We start from the raw sequence: 18,554 nt of genomic DNA, 5'->3' as shown, positions 1-18,554 counted from the left end.
CGGAGTTGAGGTCCAGCGGCTCGAAGCGCTTCGACCGTTACCGCCCGAACCGTTGACGTACTCATCGCGGCTCCCTACCTTGTCCCGGCAAGCGCTTTCCTAAAACGATTCAATCGCGTAGCGGAGGACGAACTGTGCCGACGAATGGGGAAGTTGACAGGCGTGGCCTGTTGAAGCTGGCCGGTGGCTCCTTGGCGGCCCTCGGACTGACCGCGGCGGGCTGCGGCGGTGGAAGCGGATCCGGCGACGGGACCGTCACCATCCGGTACGCGTGGTGGGGGTCCGACGACCGCGCCCAGCGGATCAACCGGACGATCGAGCTCTTCGAGAAGAAGCACCCGAAGATCAAGGTGAAGACGGACTTCCAGCCCTACCTGGACTTCTGGAAGAAGTTCAACACCCAGGCGTCCGGCGGGAATCCGCCCGACGTCTTCCAGAACGCGATCGGCTTCCTGCGCAAGTACGACAAGCGCAACGTGCTGCTCGACCTGAACGCGCAAGCCGAGGCGGGCAACCTGCGCCTGGACGGGTTCCGGGCAGGCCTGGAGAAGTTCGGCGAGATCGACGGCAAGCTGCTGGGCGTCCCCGTCGGCAGCAACTCCATGGCCCTGGTGATCGACAAGCCGGTCTTCGAGAAGGCCGGGGTCACTCCGGAGATGGGCTGGACCTGGGACGACTTCCACACCGCGATGGAGAAGATCCGCAAGCAGGGCAGGGCCGGCGACAGCGGACTCTACGGCGTCATGTACCTCTACGACCCCTACCTGCGCCAGCAGGGCAAGGCCTTCTTCACCGAGGACGGCCTGGGCTTCGACGAGTCCGACCTCGAGGAGTGGTGGACCAAGGGGTACGCCGGGGTGAAGTCGGGGATCTACGCCGACCCGAAGAAGGTCGCCCAGATCAAGCCCAAGTCGGCCGTGGCCGCCGAGATCGCCGCGTCCGAGTTCACCTGGGACAACTTCACCGTCCGCTACACCGCTGAGGGCAAGAGCACGTACGGCCTCGCGCCGCTCCCGACCACCGACGGAAAGAAGACGGGGCAGTACCTCGGCTCGCTGATGCTCAGCGGCTCCAAGCGCACGCAACACCCCAAGGAGGTCGCTCAGTTCATCGACTTCATGGTGCACGACCCCGAGGTCGCCAAGATCATGGGTTACGACCGCGGTGTGCCCACCACGACCGCGCAGTACGAGGCGTACAAGCCCGCCGAGGAGAAGGACAAGGTGATCGCCTCGGTCAACAAGGAGATCGCCGCGTACGAGGAGCAGCTGGTCGACGCCGGTGTCCTGGAGACCATCACGCCGCACCCGGCGGGCGCGGACGTCTGCGAGGCGGCGTTCCTGCGCATCGCCGAGGAACTGGCCCTGGGGGAGCGGTCGGTGGACGAAGCGGTGAAGCAGTTCTTCACCGAGTGCAAGACCGCGCTCGGCTCCTGATGGGCGGCACGATGACGTCCCTCCAGGCCTCGGTGGCCACGCCCGTCCCCGAGAAGCCCTCGCCGCCGAGCGGCCGACGCCTCCCCGAGGCCGCCCGGCGGCGACGGCGGGGCGAGAACATCGCCGGGTTCCTCTTCATGTCGCCGTGGCTCGCAGGCTTCCTGCTGCTCACGGCCGGGCCCATGGTCGCCTCGCTCTACTTCGCGTTCACCGACTACAACCTGTTCGACGCCCCCAGGTGGATCGGCCTCGACAACTTCACGGAGATGTTCGGCGACCCGCGCTGGCGAAAGTCGGTGGAGGTGACGCTCTGGTACGTCGTCGTGGGCACCCCGCTGAAGCTGGCGGCCGCCCTCGGCGTGGCGCTCCTTCTCAACCAGAAGCGGCGCGGACAGGCCTTCTACCGGGCCGCTTTCTACGCGCCGTCCCTGATCGGGGCCAGTGTCTCGATCGCGGTCGTCTGGAAGGCGATCTTCTCCGACGACGCCATCGTCGACCGCACGCAGCAGGCGATCTTCGGCATGGACGTCGGCGGCTGGACCGGCGACCCGCAGTGGATCATCTACAGCCTGGTGGCCCTCACCGTCTGGCAGTTCGGCGCGCCGATGGTCATCTTCCTGGCCGGTCTGAAGCAGGTGCCGCGCGAGCTGTACGAGGCGGCGGAGGTGGACGGCGCGGGCGCCTGGCGGCGGTTCTGGAACATCACACTGCCGATGATCTCCCCGGTCCTCTTCTTCAACGTCCTCCTGGAGACCATCCACTCCTTCCAGATCTTCGCCTCGGCGTACATCGTCGGCGGCGGCGCGGGCGGCAATGCCTGTGGCCCGGCGGACGGTTCGCTCGTCTACACCTGCTATCTCTACGTCCAGGGCTTCGAGAACAGCCGGATGGGTCTCGCGTCGGCCATGGCCTGGATGCTGCTGCTCGCGGTGGCCCTGGTGACGGCGGTCCTGTTCTGGTCCCAGAAGCGCTGGGTGCACTACGAGGAGGCATCCCGTTGAGCAGCGCGACACGCGGTCCGCACACCCACCCGTCCGCCCGCCGAAAGCGCTCAGCCGGTTCGCTCGCCTGGCACATCGGCTCCCTGGCGGTCCTCGCCGTGGTCCTCTACCCCGTGCTCTGGGCGATCGGCGGTTCGTTCAAGCCGAACGACGAGATCGTCGGAAGCCTCGACCTGTTCCCGACCGACCCCATCGTCGCGAACTACTCCGGTCTTGCCGACGGGATCGCCGACATCTCCATCTCCACCTTCTTCTCCAACTCCCTGTTTCTGGCGCTCGGCTCGGTGGCGGGAGTGCTGTTCTCGTGCTCCCTCGCGGCGTACGCCTTCGCGCGGATCAGGTTCGCGGGCCGCAATCTGCTGTTCGCCCTGATGATCGGCACCTTGCTCCTTCCGTACCACGTGCTCCTGATCCCGCAGTACGTGCTGTTCCAGAAGATGGGCCTGATCAACACCTATACGCCGCTCCTGCTCGGCAAGTATCTGGCGGTCGACGCCTTCTTCGTCTTCCTGATGGTGCAGTTCATGCGGAACCTGCCCAAGGAACTGGACGAGGCGGCGCGGCTCGACGGCTGCGGGCACCTGCGGATCTACTGGTCGATCGTGCTTCCGCTGTGCAGGCCCGCGCTCATCACCAGTGCGATCTTCACCTTCATCAACTCCTGGAACGACTTCATGGGGCCGCTGATCTATCTCAACGACCCCTCGAAGTACACGGTCTCGCTCGGCCTGAAGATGTTCGTCGACCAGGAGGGCGTCGCCAACTACGGCGGCATGATCGCCATGTCGCTCATCGCGCTGCTGCCCGTCCTCGCGTTCTTCCTGGCCTTCCAGCGGTACCTGATCGACGGTATGGCCACGTCGGGTCTGAAGGGCTGAGCGCCGATGAAGGCCAGGACGACGGAACGCTTCGGCGCCTTCGCCGAATGCCTCCTGACCGGGGTGTGGATCGCGCTCGCCGCCCTGCCCCTGGTCACCCTGCCCGCCGCCTTCGCGGCCGGTTCCCGCCACCTGAACCGGCATCTGGCCCACGAGACCTCCGGGTGGCGGGAGTTCACCGCGGATCTGCGCGCGGCGTCCCGGCGCGGCTGGCTGGTGGGCCTCGCCGGCTGGGCTGCGCTCGCCCTGCTCCTGGCCGACATCGCGTTCGTACGGGCGGGGCTTCCCGGTGGCGCGTTCGTCGGCGCGGTCGGGGTCATCGCCCTGTTCGTGCTGGTCGTCGCCGGGCTGCGAGGCGCGGCGAACTGGCGCCCCGAGGCGTCGTGGCGCGCGCTCCTGACCGGGGCGGTGCGCCGCACGCTGCGCGATCCCGCCGGTTCGCTGGTCATCGTGTGCGGCTTCGCCGTGGTCGTGGCGTCCGCCTGGTTCGCCCTGCCGCTCGCGGCACCCGCCCTGGGGATGGTCGCGGCGGCTGCCCTGGCCGTCGAACGGCGCAGCGCGGCGGCCTGAGGCCCGCGTGACGCAGCCGAATCGGCTGCACGTCCTCTTCTGTCCTGCCCTGTCATGCCCATGTAAATCGTGGAGAAAGGACCAACATGTCTCCGATCCCCCGCAGGTCCCTGCTCAAGGCCGCCGCCGTGGCCGGTGCCGCCGCGCAGTTCAGCTGGGCGCTCGGCCGTGGCGACGCCGAGGCGGCTCCCCGCGCGACGGCGGACGCAGGGCCCGTCGGCATCGGCTGGCTGGAGAAGGGCGGGCTCGGCGCGGCGCCGGGCTCCACCTTCGGCGTCCCGTGGCCCAAGGGCGCCCACCCCGCCGGGCAGAAGTTCACCCTCGCCACCACCGACGGCAAGGACGTCCCCGTACAGACCTGGGAGACCGCTCACTGGCCCGACGGCTCCCTCAAGTGGAGCGCGCACGCGGTGGGCCCGGCGGCGGCAGGCACCGAGAAGTTCACCCTCCGGACGGGGACACCCGCCACGCCGGCGAAGAAGGTCGAGGTCACCGAGACCCGCCGGGCGATCACCGTCGACACCGGTGTCATCAAGGCCGTCATCGCCAAGGACGGCGAGCGGCTCATCGAGTCCGTCACCCGCGACGGCGTGCAGATCGCCACCGACGGCCGGCTCGTCCTCCTCCGGCAGGGCGACCTCGATGACGGCGACCACGGCAATGCCAAGTGGGACCGGTTCGACGGCGAGATCAGCGGAGCCAAGGCCGAGCAGGACGGGCCGGTGCGCGCCGTGGTCCGCATCGACGGCAAGCACCGGAAGGGGAGCCGCAGTTGGCTGCCGTTCAGCGTGCGGCTCTACTTCTACGCGGGCGCCGACTCCTTCCGCATGGTGCACACCATCACCTACGACGGCGACGCGGAGAAGGACTTCATCCGCGGCCTGGGTGTCCGCTTCGGCGTGCCGATGCGCGACGCGGCGTACGACAGGCACATCCGTATCGCGGGCGAGGGCAAGGGATTCCTGACCGAGGCGGTCAAGGGGATCACGGGCCTGCGCCGCGACCCGGGCGCCGCGATCCGCACCGCGCAGGTCAAGGGCGAGAAGCTGCCGGACCCGGCGACCTGGGACCAGCGGGTCACCACCCGCCTCCCGTACATCCCCACCTGGGGCGACTACACCCTCTCCCAGCTCTCCGCCGACGGGTTCACCCTGCGCAAGCGGACCAAGCCGGGGCACACCTGGATCACGGCCGGAGGCGGCGGTCGTGCGACCGGCTTCGGGTACGTCGGCGGGGCCGGCGGCGGCTTCTCCTTCGGCCTGCGCGACTTCTGGGAGAAGCACCCCGCCCAGCTCGACATCCGGGGCGCCGCCGGTGACGAGGCCGAGGTGACCCTCTGGCTCTGGTCGCCCGAGGCCCAGCCGATGGACCTGCGCACCTACCACGACGGCATGGGCCAGGACACCTACCCCGAGCAGATCGAAGGCCTCAACATCACCTACGAGGACTACGAACCGGGCTTCGGCACCCCGTACGGCATCGCCCGCACCAGCGAGCTGATGTTCTGGGCGAACGCGGCCACCCCATCGGCGGCCACCCTCGTCGACCAGGCCGCCGCCGTCCGCACCCCGCCCCAGCTGGCCGCAGGCCCCGAGCACGTGACGAAGGCGGGTGTCTTCGGCGGTCTCTTCGCGCCCGTCGACCGCTCCACGCCCGCGAAGGCGACGATCGAGGACCACCTCGACTTCCTCTTCACCTACTACAGGGACCAGGCCGAACAGCGCCGCTGGTACGGCTTCTGGGACTACGGCGACATCATGCACACCTACGACGAGGACCGTCACCAGTGGCGGTACGACGTCGGCGGCTACGCCTGGGACAACTCGGAGCTCTCGCCCGACCTGTGGCTCTGGTACGCCTACCTGCGCTCGGGCCGCGCCGACATCTTCCGTTTCGCCGAGGCCATGACCCGCCACACCGGCGAGGTCGACTCCTACCACCTCGGCCAGTGGGCGGGCCTCGGCACCCGGCACGGCGTCCAGCACTTCGCGGACAGCGCCAAGCAGCAGCGGATCTCCACGGCCGTCTACCGCCGCCCCTACTACTTCCTCACCGCCGACGAACGCGTCGGCGACCTGATGCACGCCCTGGTCGATTCCGACGAGACGTTCCTCGTCCTCGACCCCCTGCGCAAGATCCGCACCGAGCCGTACGAACCCGACCGCAACGCCCTGTCCATCGGCTTCGGCACCGACTGGAGCGGCCTCGCGGCGGCCTGGCTCACCGAGTGGGAGCGCGGCGGCCCCAAGGCGGACAAGGCCGAGGACCGCCTGCGCTCCACCATGGAGACCATCGCGGCCCAGCCCAACGGCTTCGTCCAGGGCAGCGGACTCTACGACCTGGACACCGGGAAGTTCGCGGTGGCCGACGAACCCGCCGTCAATGTCTCCCATCTCTCCGCGATGTTCGGCCTGGTCGAGATGTGCGCCGAACTCATCGACCTCGTCGACCAGCCGGAGTTCGAAGAGGCGTGGCTGGACTACTGCCGTTACTTCAACGCCACCAAGGCCGAGCAGAAGGAGCGCTACGGCAAGGATTTCGGCAGCCTGCTGCTCTTCCAGGGGCACTCCCGCCAGGACGCGTACGCCGCCGCCCGGACCAAGGACGGGAAGCTCGCGGCGCGCGCCTGGCAGAAGTTCCACGACAGCGACGGCTACACGAAGGCGATGAGCTGGGCCAAGACGGACCTGGAGGGCCCGGCGGCCCTGGAGCCCGGGTACGAGAACCTGCGGATCAACACCAACGAGACCGCGCTGTTCGGGCTCGCCGCCATCCAGAACCTCGCCCTGGTCGGCGGCGAGCTTCCTGGCTAGCCGCCCGACACCGTAAGGGAGTTGGTGGTGAAGTCGAGCCCGCCGGCCGAGCCGCTGATCTCGTAGCCGAACTGCACGTCGCCGATGGTCTCGTTGCCCATCCAGCCCTTGGTGTTCTTGATCCACTTGAGGATCGGGAGGATGTCGACGGTCCCGGACGAGGAGTCGGAGGTGCGCAGGAAGGAGAACACCTCGTTGGCACCGTTGGTGCCCTTGTAGACCGCCCAGGTGTGGCCGCCGAGGCTGACGGTGCCCTGGGCGGTGCCCAGGGGGCCGACGTTCCCGTTGTAGTTGACCCAGAGCATGATCTCGTAGTCGTAGTCCGTGTCCCAGATGTCGTACGAGGAGTTGTAGTCGCCCGCGGACGGGACCCTGACGTTGTACGAGCTCTTCAGCGAGGACAGCGAGTCGACGGGCTTGCCGATGACCTTCTTGGAGTTGGGGTAGGACTTGATGCCGCCGGTGTTCGGGTGGTCGGCGCGCACGCTCCACTTCGTGCCCGAGTCCGCCGATATGCACTGGCTGCCCGCGCCCGAACCCCAGATGTTGTTGTAGAGGGTGTAGCCGCCCAGGCTGGTGTTGCCCCACTGGTTGCAGGAGCTCCACACGGCTGCCTGTGCGGGTGCGGCGGCGAGTCCGAACACCGCGCCCGCAGCCAGGGCGGGGGCGAGCAGCAGGCGGGTCAGGGTGCGGCGGGGGTGTCGTGTCATGTGTCGTCTCCAGGGTGGGGGGAGATGCGCCGCGGGTCCGGGGCGGGCCCGCGGTCGTCGTCGGCGGCGCGGCGCAGGACGGCCACACCGTGGCGGCCCAGGGTGATCGCACCCTCGGCCGCGCGGCCGGTCAGCAGATCGAGGTGCCGGCCCGGCACGGGCACGGTCACCTGCTCGCGGCCGTGGTGCAGGAGGAACAGGAGATCGCCGCGGCGTACGGCCTCCACTGCGCGGGGGAGGCCTGCGAGCGGGGGCCGTACGCCTGCTTCGGCGGCCACGCGCGCGAGCAGGTCGCGCAGGGCCTCGGGCTCGGGAAGCGTGGACAGGTACCAGGCGCGGTCGCGTCGAAGGAGCGCGGGCAGCCCGTCGAGTTCGCCGCCCCGGTAGGCGGCGGCCGTCTCCGCGCCGCCGTCGGCCTGCAGTTCCTCCGACCAGAGCGTGCCGGTGAACGCCCCGCAGTCCACGCTCTCCCCGGCCTCCAGAGGCCACCACTCGTGCACGGTGCGGATGCCGAACAGCGCGCGCAGCCGGGCGTCCATGCCGCCGGGCCGCACCCGGTCGTCCGCGTCGGCGACGCCGGTGAGGAAGCCGCAGACGAGGGTGCCCCCGTCGCGTACGTACGTCAGGAGGTTGTCGATCGCGGCGTCGGTGAGGAGATAGAGGTGCGGCACGGCGACCAGGCGGTACGGGGTCAGGTCGTGCTCGGGGTGGGCGAAGTCGGCGGGGATGTTCGCCTCCCACAGGGCGCGGTGCCAGGCGCCGAGCACCTGCGTGTGGTCGACCAGGGAGGAGGGGCGGCCCTCCTGTCCGCTCGCCCACCAGGAGTCCCAGTCGTGCAGCACGGCGACCTCGGCGGTGACGCGGCTGCCCGCCACCTCGGGACCCACCCGTGCCAGCTCGGCACCCAGCTCCTTGACCTCCTGGAAGGTGCGGCCGTGCTCGCCCGCGTGGCTCAGCATCCCGGAGTGGAACTTCTCCGCGCCCTGCCGGGACTGGCGCCACTGGAAGTAGCAGACGGCGTCCGCGCCGCGCGCCACCGCCTGCCAGGACCAGAGGCGGTTCAGGCCGCGCGGCTTGGGATGGTTCACGCCACGCCAGTTCACCGGACCCGCTGCCTGCTCCATCAGCATCCACGGACCACCGCGCGCCTGCGAACGCGTCATGTCCTGCACCAGGGCGCCCTGTTGGGCGCCGAGCGGGTCTCTGGGGTCCGGGTAGACGTCGACGGAGACGACGTCCTCCTGCGCGGCCCACGCCCACGCGTCCTGCCCCGGCCACAGCGGCATGAAGTTGGTGGTGACCGGCAGGTGCGGGGTGTGCGCGGTGACGATGTCCCGCTCGGCGCGGAAGCATTCGAGGAGGGCGTCGGACGTGAAGCGCTTGAAGTCGAGCACCTGGGTGGGGTTCTTCAGGTAGTGGGCGCGGCGGGGCGGCAGGACCTCCGCCCAGTCGGTGTAGACCTGCCCCCAGAAGGCGCTTCCCCAGGCCGAGTTGAGCGCGTCCGTCGAGGAATACTTCGCCCGGAGCCAGCGGCGGAACGCGGCCGCCGCCTCGTCGCCCCAGTCGTAGGTGCAGTACTCGTTGTTGATGTGCCACATCGTGAGCGCGGGGTGGTGCGCGTACCGGGCCGCCACGTCCTCCGTGATCGCGGCGGCGTAGCCGCGGTAGATGGCACTGGAGTGCGCGAAGTGCTGGCGCGACCCCCACCACTCCACCTGCCCGTTCTCGTCCCTCGGCAGCGTCTCGGGGTGCAGCCGGCCGAGCCAGGGCGGGGGAGCGGAGGTCGGTGTGGCGAGGACGACTCCGATGCCGTGCGCGTGCAGCAGATCCATCAGCCGGTCCAGCCAGCCGAACTCGCGGCTGCCCGGACGTGGTTCGAGCCTCGCCCAGGAGAAGACCCCGACGGTGACGGAGTTGACCGAGGCCTCGCGCATCAGGCGTACGTCGTCGAGCCAGACCTCCTCGGGCCACTGCTCGGGATTGTAGTCGCCGCCGAACAGGATCCGGCCGCGCGTGGTGTCGTCGAGGGAAGGCATCGGTGGGTCAGCCCTTCACTGCGCCGGTGAGCATGCCCTGCTTGAAATGCCGCTGCACGAAGGGCGAGAGGACGGCGACCGGCAGCAGCGCGAGGACCATCACGGCCATCTGGATGGCGAGCGGCGACAGGTGCCCCGTGTTGATCGCCTGACTCAGGCCCGTCGGCTTCTGCTGTTTGATCACCAACTGCTGCATGACGTTCTGCAGCGGCATCATGTCCGGGTCGCTGAGGTAGATCGACGCGTTGAACCAGGCGCTCCAGTAGCCCACCGCGTAGAAGAGGGTGATCACGGCGATGACCGCCCGGGACAGGGGCATGACGATCCGCCACAGGATGCGCAGGTCACCGGCGCCGTCGATGCGGGCGCTCTCGATCAGCTCCTGCGCCGTGCCCATGAAGAACGCCCGCAGGACGAGGATGTTGAAGACGTTCAGGGCGCTCGGCAGGATCAGCGACAGATAGGTGTCCGTGAGACCGAGGCCCTGCACCACCAGATAGGTGGGGATGAGTCCGGCGCCGAAGAACATCGTGGCGACGATCAGCAGCAGGATCGGACGGTGCAGGACCGATCCCGGGCGGGAGAGTCCGTAGGCGCACAGGACGGACACCACCATGCTGAAGAGCGTGCCGACGACCGTGACGCCCACGCTGACCAGCGTGGCCCGCGACACCTGGCCGCCGCCGAGCAGCTCCTGGTAGTGGACGAAGGTGACGCCCCGGGGGATCACCACGAGGCCGCCGGTCTCGGTGATCGTCTTGACGGAGGAGAGGCTGGTGACGACCACCACCCACACCGGGAAGAGGACCGCCAGACAGACCAGCGTCAGCGTCACGCCCTTGGTGGCGAGGCCGGCCCGCGTCGGGGGCTCCTCCCACACCGGACGCAGACCGGTCCTGCTGCCCGGCTTGATGCCGAAGTCGAGCACGCTCACCGCTTGTACACCCCCTGCTCGCCCATGAGATGGGCGGCCTTGTTGGCGCCGAGCACCATCAGGAGGCCGAAGACGCCCTTGACGATGCCGATGGCGGCGCCATATCCGAAGTTGCCGTTGTCCAGGCCGGTGTTCCACACATAGGTGTCGAGGACCTCGGAGGCCGTGGGCCCCACCGCGGTGCGCTGGAGCAGGATCTGCTCGAAGCCGACCGTGAGCGCGTTGCCGACCTGGAGCACGAGGAGCAGGGCCACCACCGGGCGCAGCGCGGGCAGCTGGATGTGCCACATGCGCCGCCAGCGGTTCGCGCCGTCCATCGCCGAGGCCTCGTACAGGTCGGGGCTGACGGCGGCGAGCGCGGCGAGGAAGACGATGACGCCCCAGCCCGCGTCCTTCCAGACCATCTCGAAGGTGACCAGGAACTTGAACAGGCCCGGGTCGGTCATCAGGTCGAAACCCTCGTGCCCGTGGTCCCGCAGGACCTGCGCGACCAGACCCGCCCCGCCGAACATCTGCTGGAAGACCGTGATGACAAGGACCCAGGAGAAGAAGTGCGGCAGATACAGGATCGCCTGCGCCACCGCCCGCACCCGGGGCCGCACGAAGCTGTTGATGAAGAGCGCGAGCGCGATCGGCAGCGGGAAGAACAACGTCAGCTGGATCGCGAAGATCGCCAGGGTGTTCCTGACCGCCTGCCAGAACAGCCGGTCCTCGACCATGTGCCGGAAGTGCTCGACGCCGATCCAGGGGCTCTGCGTCATCGCCTGGAACGCGTTGTCGGCGATGTAGGGGTCGTAGTCCTGGAAGGCGACGACGTTGCCGATCAGCGGCACGTAGTTGAAGACGAGCAGGAGCAGCAGCGCGGGCAGCACCATCAGGAGCAGGACGCGGTCGCGCCGCAGCCGGTGCCGCAGCGGGACGCGGGGCGGTGCCTTCTTCGCGGGGGGCGCGGCCTCGGCCGGCGGCTCGGGCGCCGGCGGGGTGGCGGCGCGCGCGTGAGCGGTGCTCTGTGCCATGTCAGGACGCCGAGTCGCCGGTCGCCCCGGTCTCGTCCAGCAGCTTCTTGTACCAGTCGCGCAGCTTGTCGCCGCCGCCCGACTTCCAGTCCGAAGCCGCCTGCTGCATGTCGGAGACCTTCTTGCGGCCCCGCACGACGTCCTTCTCCAGGTCCTCGAACTCGGCGTTCAGCTCGGTGTACCGGGTCGGCTCGATGATCATCATGCCGTGGAAGAGCGGCTTCTTCGTGTGCGCGCCCTGACGCTGCTGCCACCCGACCATGCCCTCGGTGACGTCCGGCAGGTCGGGGTAGGCGACGAAGGGCGCGGGCGACGCCAGGTACTCGTACGTCGAGAAGACCTCGTTGTTGCCCTTGCCGTTCTTGGTGAGGACGCCGTCCTTGAAGGTGTGGTGGACACCCTCGACGCCGTACATGCGAAGCCGCTGCTCCTTGGAGCCGTAGGGCGCGGCCGTGAAGTTGGCGAGGGCGAGGATGTCGCGGACGGTCTTCTCGTCGGCCTTCTCGCTGATGAACGTCCAGATGTCGGCCGGAGGGCGCGCGTACAGCGTGGGTGCCCCGCCGTCGGGGGAGAAGTAGTCGAACGCCTCCATGCGGAACTTCTTGTTGTCCACGCGCTGCACGGCCGCCTTGCCGTACCAGTCGGAGAGGTCCTGGCAGTACATCCAGACCTTGCCAGCCGCGCACAGGTCGCCGATGCTGCCGGTCTCGGCCTTCGCGTCGGGGTGGACGAAGCCCGCCGAGTAGAGCTTGCGCGACCACTCCAGGGCTTCGAGGTACTCGTCGGTCTCGTAGCGGTTGACCAGTTTTCCGTCGACGAGCTTCCAGTAGTACGGCTTCTCGGGCAGCACCCCGAAGATGTGCCAGGCGGCCCAGGACATGTCGCCGCACGCCCACACCTTGCTCCTGGGGGCGTTCAGCTGCTTGCACAGGTCGTAGAACTCCTGGGCGCTGGTGGGAGCCTCGATCCCCTCCTTCTCGAAGAGATCGGTGCGGTAGAAGGGCGCGATGTTGACGGTGGTCGCGGACGGCATCGGCAGGCCGCGCAGCTTGCCGCCGAAGATGGAGCGCTGCCACGCGCCGCTCGGGATCGCCGCGAGGTTCGGGTACTCCTTGGCCTTGTCGCCGCTCAAGTACGGCCCGAGGTCGGCGAACTTGTTGGCGATGGCGCTCGGTATCTTGCCGGTCAGCTCCCAGCCGGGCACGACCACGGCGTCCGGGACACCGCTGGAGGCGAGGACGGCGCCCAGCTTCTGGCCGTACGTGTCGCCCTGCTGGTTCTGCCACTTGACGCGGACACCGGCGGCCTCGTCCATCGCCGTCCAGTAGGGATTGCCCTGCTTGGGCACGTTCCCCCAGATCGGCGCCATGACGGTGAACTCGCCGCCCTTGCCCAGCTTCCGCGGCACCGACGTCTTCAGCTCTGCCGCGGGCAGGGCCTTGGTGAAGCCGGCAGCCGAGCCGTTCTTGGCGGGGATGTCCGGGGCGGCGAGCTCCGACGCGGTGTACGCGGGGAGCAGGTCCTTGAGCTTCTTCCCCGTCGTGGTGCCCTCGTTCTTCGACCCGCTGCCTCCGCAGGCCGCGAGCAGAGGCGCTCCACCGGCCACCGCGATCGCGGCGAGGCCCGATGAGGCGAGGAAGGATCTCCGGCTCGAACGAGAGCTGTTGGAGAGGGAGTTCGGCGTCATTGCGTCAACCCTTCGTGGCGCGTGCCCGGACACACGGCGGTCACCGCCGGTCGGCATTCGAAGCGCTTCGATATTGCTGCGAGGTTAAGTGAAGGCCTGGTTCGTAACAAGACTCGTTCCCGAATTCGTTTCAGGCGCTGGGGAGTTGCCGGATGAGGCCGGATCAAAGGGGATCGGTGGGTGTCGCACGACCGCGGCCTTGACATCGGCTTGAGCTGCACACAGCATCGAAGCGCTTCGAAGAACATCGACGCGTACGAGAACGAGTCGCCGCCTCCGTGCCCACCGCTCGCCAAGGGGATCCGCACGTGACCGCAAGCCCGCCACCGCTCCGCGACCCAAGACCACTGCCGTTCCGCGACCCCGAACTGCCCCTGGACCAGCGCGTGGACGACCTGTTGTCCCGACTGACCGCCGACGAACGCGTCGCGCTCCTGCACCAGTTCACGCCCGGCGTCGAAAGACTGGGCATCGCCCCGTTCCGCACCGGACAGGAGGCCCTGCACGGCGTCGCCTGGATGGGCCCCGCCACCGTCTTCCCGCAGGCCGTCGGGCTCGGAGCCACCTGGAACGACGACCTCGTCCGCCGCGTCGGCGAGGCCGTCTCCACCGAGGCACGCGCCATGCGGGCGGGGGACGACCGCGTCGGCCTCAACCTCTGGGCGCCCACCGTGAACCTCCTGCGCCACCCGCTGTGGGGCAGGAACGAGGAGGGCTACTCGGAAGACCCCCGGCTCACCTCCGCGATCGCCGTGGCGTACACCCGGGGCCTGCGCGGCGACCATCCGCACCACTGGCGCACCGCCCCCGTGCTCAAGCACTGGCTGGCCCACAACAACGAGACACGCAGAGACACGTCGTCCGCTTCCGTGCGCCCGCGCGTCCTGCACGAGTACGACCTGCGGGCCTTCCGGGCCGCCGTCGAGGCGGGCGCCGTGGCCGGGGTGATGCCCGCGTACAACTTGGTCAACGGCCGGCCCAACCACCTCTCGCCCTACCTGCGCGAGCACCTGCGCACCTGGGCCGACCACGATCTGCTCGTCTGCTCCGACGCGGGCGCGCCCAGCAACCTCGTGGACTCCGAGAAGTACTTCGACACCCACGAGGAGGCCACCGCGGCGGCGCTCGTCGCGGGCGTGGACAGCTTCACCGACCACGGCACCGACGCGAGCATCATCACCGGGCGCATCCAAAGAGCCCTGCGACAAGGCCTGTTGACCCAGGAGGACATCGACACGGCGGTCCGCCGTCAGCTGTCCGTCCGCTTCCGGCTCGGCGAGTTCGACCCCGGCCAGGGACCGTACGCGGATCCGGCGACGCACGCCTTCGACACCCACGGCCACCGCGCGCTCGCCCGGGAGGCGGCCGAGCAGGCCGTCGTCCTGCTGAAGAACGACGGGCTGCTCCCGCTGGACGAAGGGACCCGGATCGCGGTCGTCGGACTCCTCGCCGACGCATGCAAGACCGACTGGTACAGCGGCACCCTGATCCACCGCAGCACCCCCCTCGACGGGCTGCGCGAACGGTTCGGTGCCGAAGGCGCGGACAGGGTCACCTTCGCCGAAGGCGTCGACCGGGTGCGCCTGAAGTGCGCGGCCGGCTGGCTCCACGTGCCGCGCCACGAGGAGGACGAGCGAGCCGGCGGTGCCGAGATCGCCCTGGACCCGGCGCTGCTCGCGGGCCGCACCGACCTGCCGCCGCTGACCTGCGGCCCCGAGCCGACCGAGTTCGCCCTCGTCGACTGGGGAGGCGGCGCCTGGACCCTGCGCGCCCCCGACGGCCGCTACCTCTCGGTCGCCGACGACGGCTTCGTGCGCGCCTCGGCGGACCGGCCCGGCGGCTGGGTCGTGCAGGAGACATTCGCGCTGGTCGACCACGGGGACGGCTACCTCATCGCGCACACAGGGACGGGTGGGTACGTCTCTGTCGCCGCCGACGGCGTGAAGGTTGCCGACGAGCCTGAGGTCTTCACCCTCGACGTCGTGGAACGCGGCGAGGACGCCGTGGCCCGTGCCGCCGCGCGGGCCGACACGGTGATCGTCGTCGCGGGGAACGACCCCCACATCAACGGCCGCGAGACCGAGGACCGCACCACGCTCGCCCTGCCGCCCCACCAGGACCGCCTGTGGCGCGCGGCCCGGGCCGCCAACCCCCGCACCGCGCTCGCCCTGGTCTCGGCCTACCCGTACGCGGTCGCCGACGCCCAGGACCAGTTGCCCGCACTGCTGTGGAGCGCCCACGGCGGACAGGCCGCGGGCACCGCGCTCGCCCGGGTGCTCGCGGGCGACGTGTCCCCGGCCGGCCGCCTCCCGCAGACCTGGTACGCCGCCGACACCGACCTGCCGGACCTGCTCGACTACGACATCATCGGCTCCCGGCAGACCTACCTGTACTTCGACGGAGCCCCGCTCTACCCCTTCGGGCACGGCCTTGGCTACTCCTCCTTCGCGTACGAGGACCTGGTGGCCGCGCGCGAAGGGGAGCTGCTCCGCGTCGCGTTCACCGTCACCAACACGGGGCCCGTCGCCGCGGACGAGGTGGCCCAGCTCTACATCCGCGCGCCGAGGGAGGCCGCCGCCGGCCTCGCCCTGCCGCACCGGCAGCTCGCCGCGCACCGCCGCGTCCATCTCGCGGCCGGGGCGGCACGCCGCCTCGAGTTCGAACTGCCGCTGTCCGAGTCGGCGTTCTGGGACGTGCGCCACGACCGCTGGACCGTCCCGCCGGGCGCCTACGAGATGCTCGCCGGGGCCTCCAGCGGCGACATCCGACTCAGCGTGACCGTGGACGTCGGCGGCGACCCGATCGGCGCGAGACCGGTGCGGCGAGCGGGCCTCGCGGCGACCGGCTACGACCAACAGAACGGCACCGAGATCGTCGACCGCGCCAGGGCATCGGGCGACGCCGTACGGCCACGGGACGACGGCACGGGTGAACTCCTCTTCCGCGCCTGCGACTTCGGCGAGGGAGTGAGCGGCGTGTCCGTCGAGGCCGCGGGATCCGGAGCCGTCGACCTCATCTCGGGCAGCACCGCCACCACCGTCACCGTCCCCGCGACCGGCGGCATCTACGACTACGCCACGCTCACCTCCGGTTTCACCGTCTCCGGAGTGCGCGATCTGCGCGTGCGGCTGCGCGGCCCCCTGCGGCTCGCCCGGCTCACCTTTCCGGCCATCACTGCCCCGCCGAGGGAGACCGCATGAAGTTCACCGACGGCTTCTGGCTGATGCGTGACGGGGTGCGCGCCTCGTACGCGACCGACGTGCGCGAGGTGCGCGAAGGCGCGGGGCGGTTCACCGCGTACGCCGCCGTCCACCGGGTCCGCGAGCGCGGTGACACCCTCAACACGCCGCTCGTCACCGTCGAGTGCTTCTCGCCCGCCGAGGGCGTGATCGGCGTACGGGCGACTCATCACGCCGGAAAAGCGACGCACGGACCGGAGTTCGGCCTCAACGCCACCGAGGGCGCGGGGCACGTGAAACGCGAGGGCGCGGTCACGGAACTCACCAGCGGACCGCTCACCGTACGCCTCGACAGCGACGAAACCTGGGGCCTCACATTCCTCGACGCCGACCGGCAGCGGCTGACGGCCGTCGAGCGCAGGGGCACCGGCTTCGCCACCGCGCCCGACGGCAGCCACCACATGATCGGCCAACTCGCCCTGGACGTGGGGGAGTACATCTACGGCCTCGGCGAGCGCTTCACCCCGTACGTCAAGAACGGCCAGAACGTCGACATCTGGCAGGCCGACGGCGGCACCAGCAGCGAGCAGGCCTACAAGAACATCCCCTTCCACCTCTCCTCGCGCGGCTACGGCGTCTTCGTGAACCACCCCGGCAAGGTCTCCTACGAGATCGGTTCCGAATCCGTCGGGCAGGTCCAGTTCAGCGTCGAGGACCAGACGATCGAGTATTTCGTCATCGCGGGGCCCACCCCGAAGGACGTCCTGCGCCGCTACACCGCGCTGACCGGCCGCCCCGCACTGCCGCCCGCCTGGTCGTTCGGGCTGTGGCTGACGACCTCCTTCTGCACGCCCTACGACGAGGAGACCGTCACCGCCTTCGTCGACGGCATGGCCGAGCGCGACATCCCGCTCGGTGTCTTCCACTTCGACTGCTTCTGGATGCGCGAGTACCAGTGGACCGACTTCCGCTGGGACCCGGAGGTCTTCCCCGACCCCGAGGGCATGCTGCGCAGGCTCCGCGAGCGCGGCCTGAAGGTCAGCGTGTGGATCAACCCGTACATCGCGCAGAGGTCCGCGCTCTTCGCCGAGGCAGCCGACCGGGGCTACCTCGTGAGACGGCCGAACGGCGACATCTGGCAGTGGGACCTCTGGCAGCCCGGCATGGCCCTCGTGGACTTCACCGACCCGGCCGCCCGTGAGTGGTACTCGGGGCACCTGCGCGACCTGCTCGACCAAGGAGTCGACTGCTTCAAGACGGACTTCGGCGAACGGGTCCCCACCGACGTCGTCTGGCACGACGGCTCGGATCCCGCGCGCATGCACAACTACTACGCGCAGCTCTACAACAGCACGGTCTTCGAACTCCTGGAGAAGGAGCGCGGCCCGGGAGACGCCGTCCTCTTCGCCCGCTCCGCGACGGCCGGCGGCCAGCAGTTCCCCGTGCACTGGGGCGGCGACTGCTTCGCCTCGCTGGGCGCCATGGCCGAGTCGCTGCGCGGCGGCCTCTCCCTCTCGCTGTCCGGCTTCGGCTTCTGGAGCCACGACATCGGCGGCTTCGAGGGCACCCCCGACCCGGCGGTCTTCAAACGCTGGCTCGCCTTCGGGCTGCTCTCCTCGCACAGCCGGCTGCACGGCAACGTCTCCTACCGGGTGCCGTGGGCGTTCGGTGACGAGGCGGTCGAGGTGGCCCGGAAGTTCACCCGGCTCAAGCACCGCCTCATGCCCTATCTGTACGCGGCCGCCGTCGAGGCCCACCGCACGGGCGTCCCCGTCATGCGTCCGATGCTCCTGGAGTTCCCGGCCGACCCGGCCTGCCGCACCCTGGACCGCCAGTACATGCTCGGCCCCGACCTCCTGGTCGCCCCGGTCTTCACCGCCGAGGGGGACGTCGAGTTCTACGTGCCCGAAGGCACCTGGACCCACCTCCTGACCGGCGAGACGGTCCAGGGTCCTGGCTGGCGCCGGGAGACCCACGGCTTCGACAGCCTCCCCCTGTATGTGCGCCCCGGTGCGCTGCTCCCGCTGGGCGCCGACGACCGGCGCGCGGACGGCGACTGGCTCCAGGACCTCACCCTCCTGGTCACCCCGGAAGCGGACGGCACCCAGATCACCGTGCCGGACCTGGCGGGCAGGCCCGCGGCCGTCTTCCGCGCCGCACGGGACGGCGCGAAGGTCGAGGTCACCGTGGAGGGGAGCACACGCGCCTTCACGGTGCGGACGGCGGCGGATTGGCCGGACCTGGGCGGCAACCCTTCGGCGGGCGGCGGCGACAAGGACGTGTAAGCCCTCCAC

At 69.8% G+C, this 18,554-nt stretch carries 12 protein-coding genes; 7 read left to right on the top strand and 5 right to left on the bottom strand.

What is annotated here, in order from left to right; translation table 11 throughout:
• Positions 1-134: 134 nt before the first annotated feature.
• From ACWGIH_RS25420 to ACWGIH_RS25400, 5 genes are all read left to right on the top strand, one after another.
• Complete coding sequence (locus ACWGIH_RS25420) at positions 135-1,436, top strand: ABC transporter substrate-binding protein (RefSeq protein WP_453446467.1); 1,302 nt, start codon at positions 135-137, stop codon at positions 1,434-1,436.
• Positions 1,437-1,447: 11 nt separating this feature from the next.
• Positions 1,448-2,437 carry a carbohydrate ABC transporter permease gene (locus ACWGIH_RS25415; protein WP_453446524.1) on the top strand — a complete coding sequence of 330 codons (990 nt, stop codon included), beginning with the start codon at positions 1,448-1,450 and terminating at the stop codon, positions 2,435-2,437.
• Entirely contained in the window at positions 2,434-3,315 is an 882-nt protein-coding gene (locus ACWGIH_RS25410) for a carbohydrate ABC transporter permease (protein ID WP_453446469.1), read from the top strand. Before ACWGIH_RS25415 ends, ACWGIH_RS25410 begins: the two co-directional genes overlap by 4 nt.
• 6 nt (positions 3,316-3,321) lie before the next feature.
• Positions 3,322-3,885 (top strand): hypothetical protein, encoded by a 564-nt coding sequence (locus ACWGIH_RS25405; RefSeq protein ID WP_453446470.1) that lies wholly within the window; start codon positions 3,322-3,324, stop codon positions 3,883-3,885.
• Positions 3,886-3,971: 86 nt separating this feature from the next.
• Positions 3,972-6,698: an exo-rhamnogalacturonan lyase family protein gene (locus ACWGIH_RS25400; protein ID WP_453446473.1), complete on the top strand. Its 2,727-nt coding sequence runs from the start codon at positions 3,972-3,974 to the stop codon at positions 6,696-6,698.
• On the opposite strand, the gene ACWGIH_RS25395 is transcribed toward ACWGIH_RS25400, so the two are convergent.
• Genes ACWGIH_RS25395 through ACWGIH_RS25375 form a run of 5 tightly spaced genes read right to left on the bottom strand, consistent with a single transcriptional unit; the run spans position 6,695 to position 13,081 of the window.
• On the bottom strand, positions 6,695-7,408 hold the full coding sequence (locus tag ACWGIH_RS25395) for a glycoside hydrolase family 12 protein (RefSeq protein ID WP_453446475.1): 714 nt from the start codon (positions 7,406-7,408) through the stop codon (positions 6,695-6,697). The two genes, ACWGIH_RS25400 and ACWGIH_RS25395, sit on opposite strands and share 4 nt — an antisense overlap.
• Positions 7,405-9,444: a beta-galactosidase gene (locus ACWGIH_RS25390; RefSeq protein WP_453446477.1), complete on the bottom strand. Its 2,040-nt coding sequence runs from the start codon at positions 9,442-9,444 to the stop codon at positions 7,405-7,407. Before ACWGIH_RS25390 ends, ACWGIH_RS25395 begins: the two co-directional genes overlap by 4 nt.
• A 7-nt stretch (positions 9,445-9,451) precedes the next feature.
• Positions 9,452-10,378: a carbohydrate ABC transporter permease gene (locus tag ACWGIH_RS25385; protein ID WP_453446479.1), complete on the bottom strand. Its 927-nt coding sequence runs from the start codon at positions 10,376-10,378 to the stop codon at positions 9,452-9,454.
• Positions 10,375-11,394, bottom strand: coding sequence for an ABC transporter permease (locus ACWGIH_RS25380; protein ID WP_453446481.1), 1,020 nt, complete (start codon positions 11,392-11,394; stop codon positions 10,375-10,377). Before ACWGIH_RS25380 ends, ACWGIH_RS25385 begins: the two co-directional genes overlap by 4 nt.
• A gap of 1 nt (position 11,395) precedes the next feature.
• Complete coding sequence (locus tag ACWGIH_RS25375) at positions 11,396-13,081, bottom strand: extracellular solute-binding protein (protein ID WP_453446483.1); 1,686 nt, start codon at positions 13,079-13,081, stop codon at positions 11,396-11,398.
• 308 nt (positions 13,082-13,389) lie between these two features.
• Here ACWGIH_RS25375 and ACWGIH_RS25370 point away from each other — a divergent pair, with 308 nt between their 5' ends.
• Both ACWGIH_RS25370 and yicI read left to right on the top strand, forming a co-directional pair.
• Positions 13,390-16,281, top strand: a complete 2,892-nt coding sequence (locus ACWGIH_RS25370) for a glycoside hydrolase family 3 C-terminal domain-containing protein (protein WP_453446485.1) — start codon at positions 13,390-13,392, stop codon at positions 16,279-16,281.
• The gene (yicI, locus tag ACWGIH_RS25365; protein WP_453446487.1) at positions 16,278-18,545 is read left to right on the top strand and encodes an alpha-xylosidase; all 2,268 of its coding nucleotides are present in this window, start codon (positions 16,278-16,280) and stop codon (positions 18,543-18,545) included. Before ACWGIH_RS25370 ends, yicI begins: the two co-directional genes overlap by 4 nt.
• Positions 18,546-18,554: the final 9 nt, after the last annotated feature.

This window comes from Streptomyces sp. NPDC054872, assembly GCF_053610705.1.
Note: the sequence above shows the minus strand (reverse complement) of the source record. Positions and strands in the feature narration are given on the sequence as shown.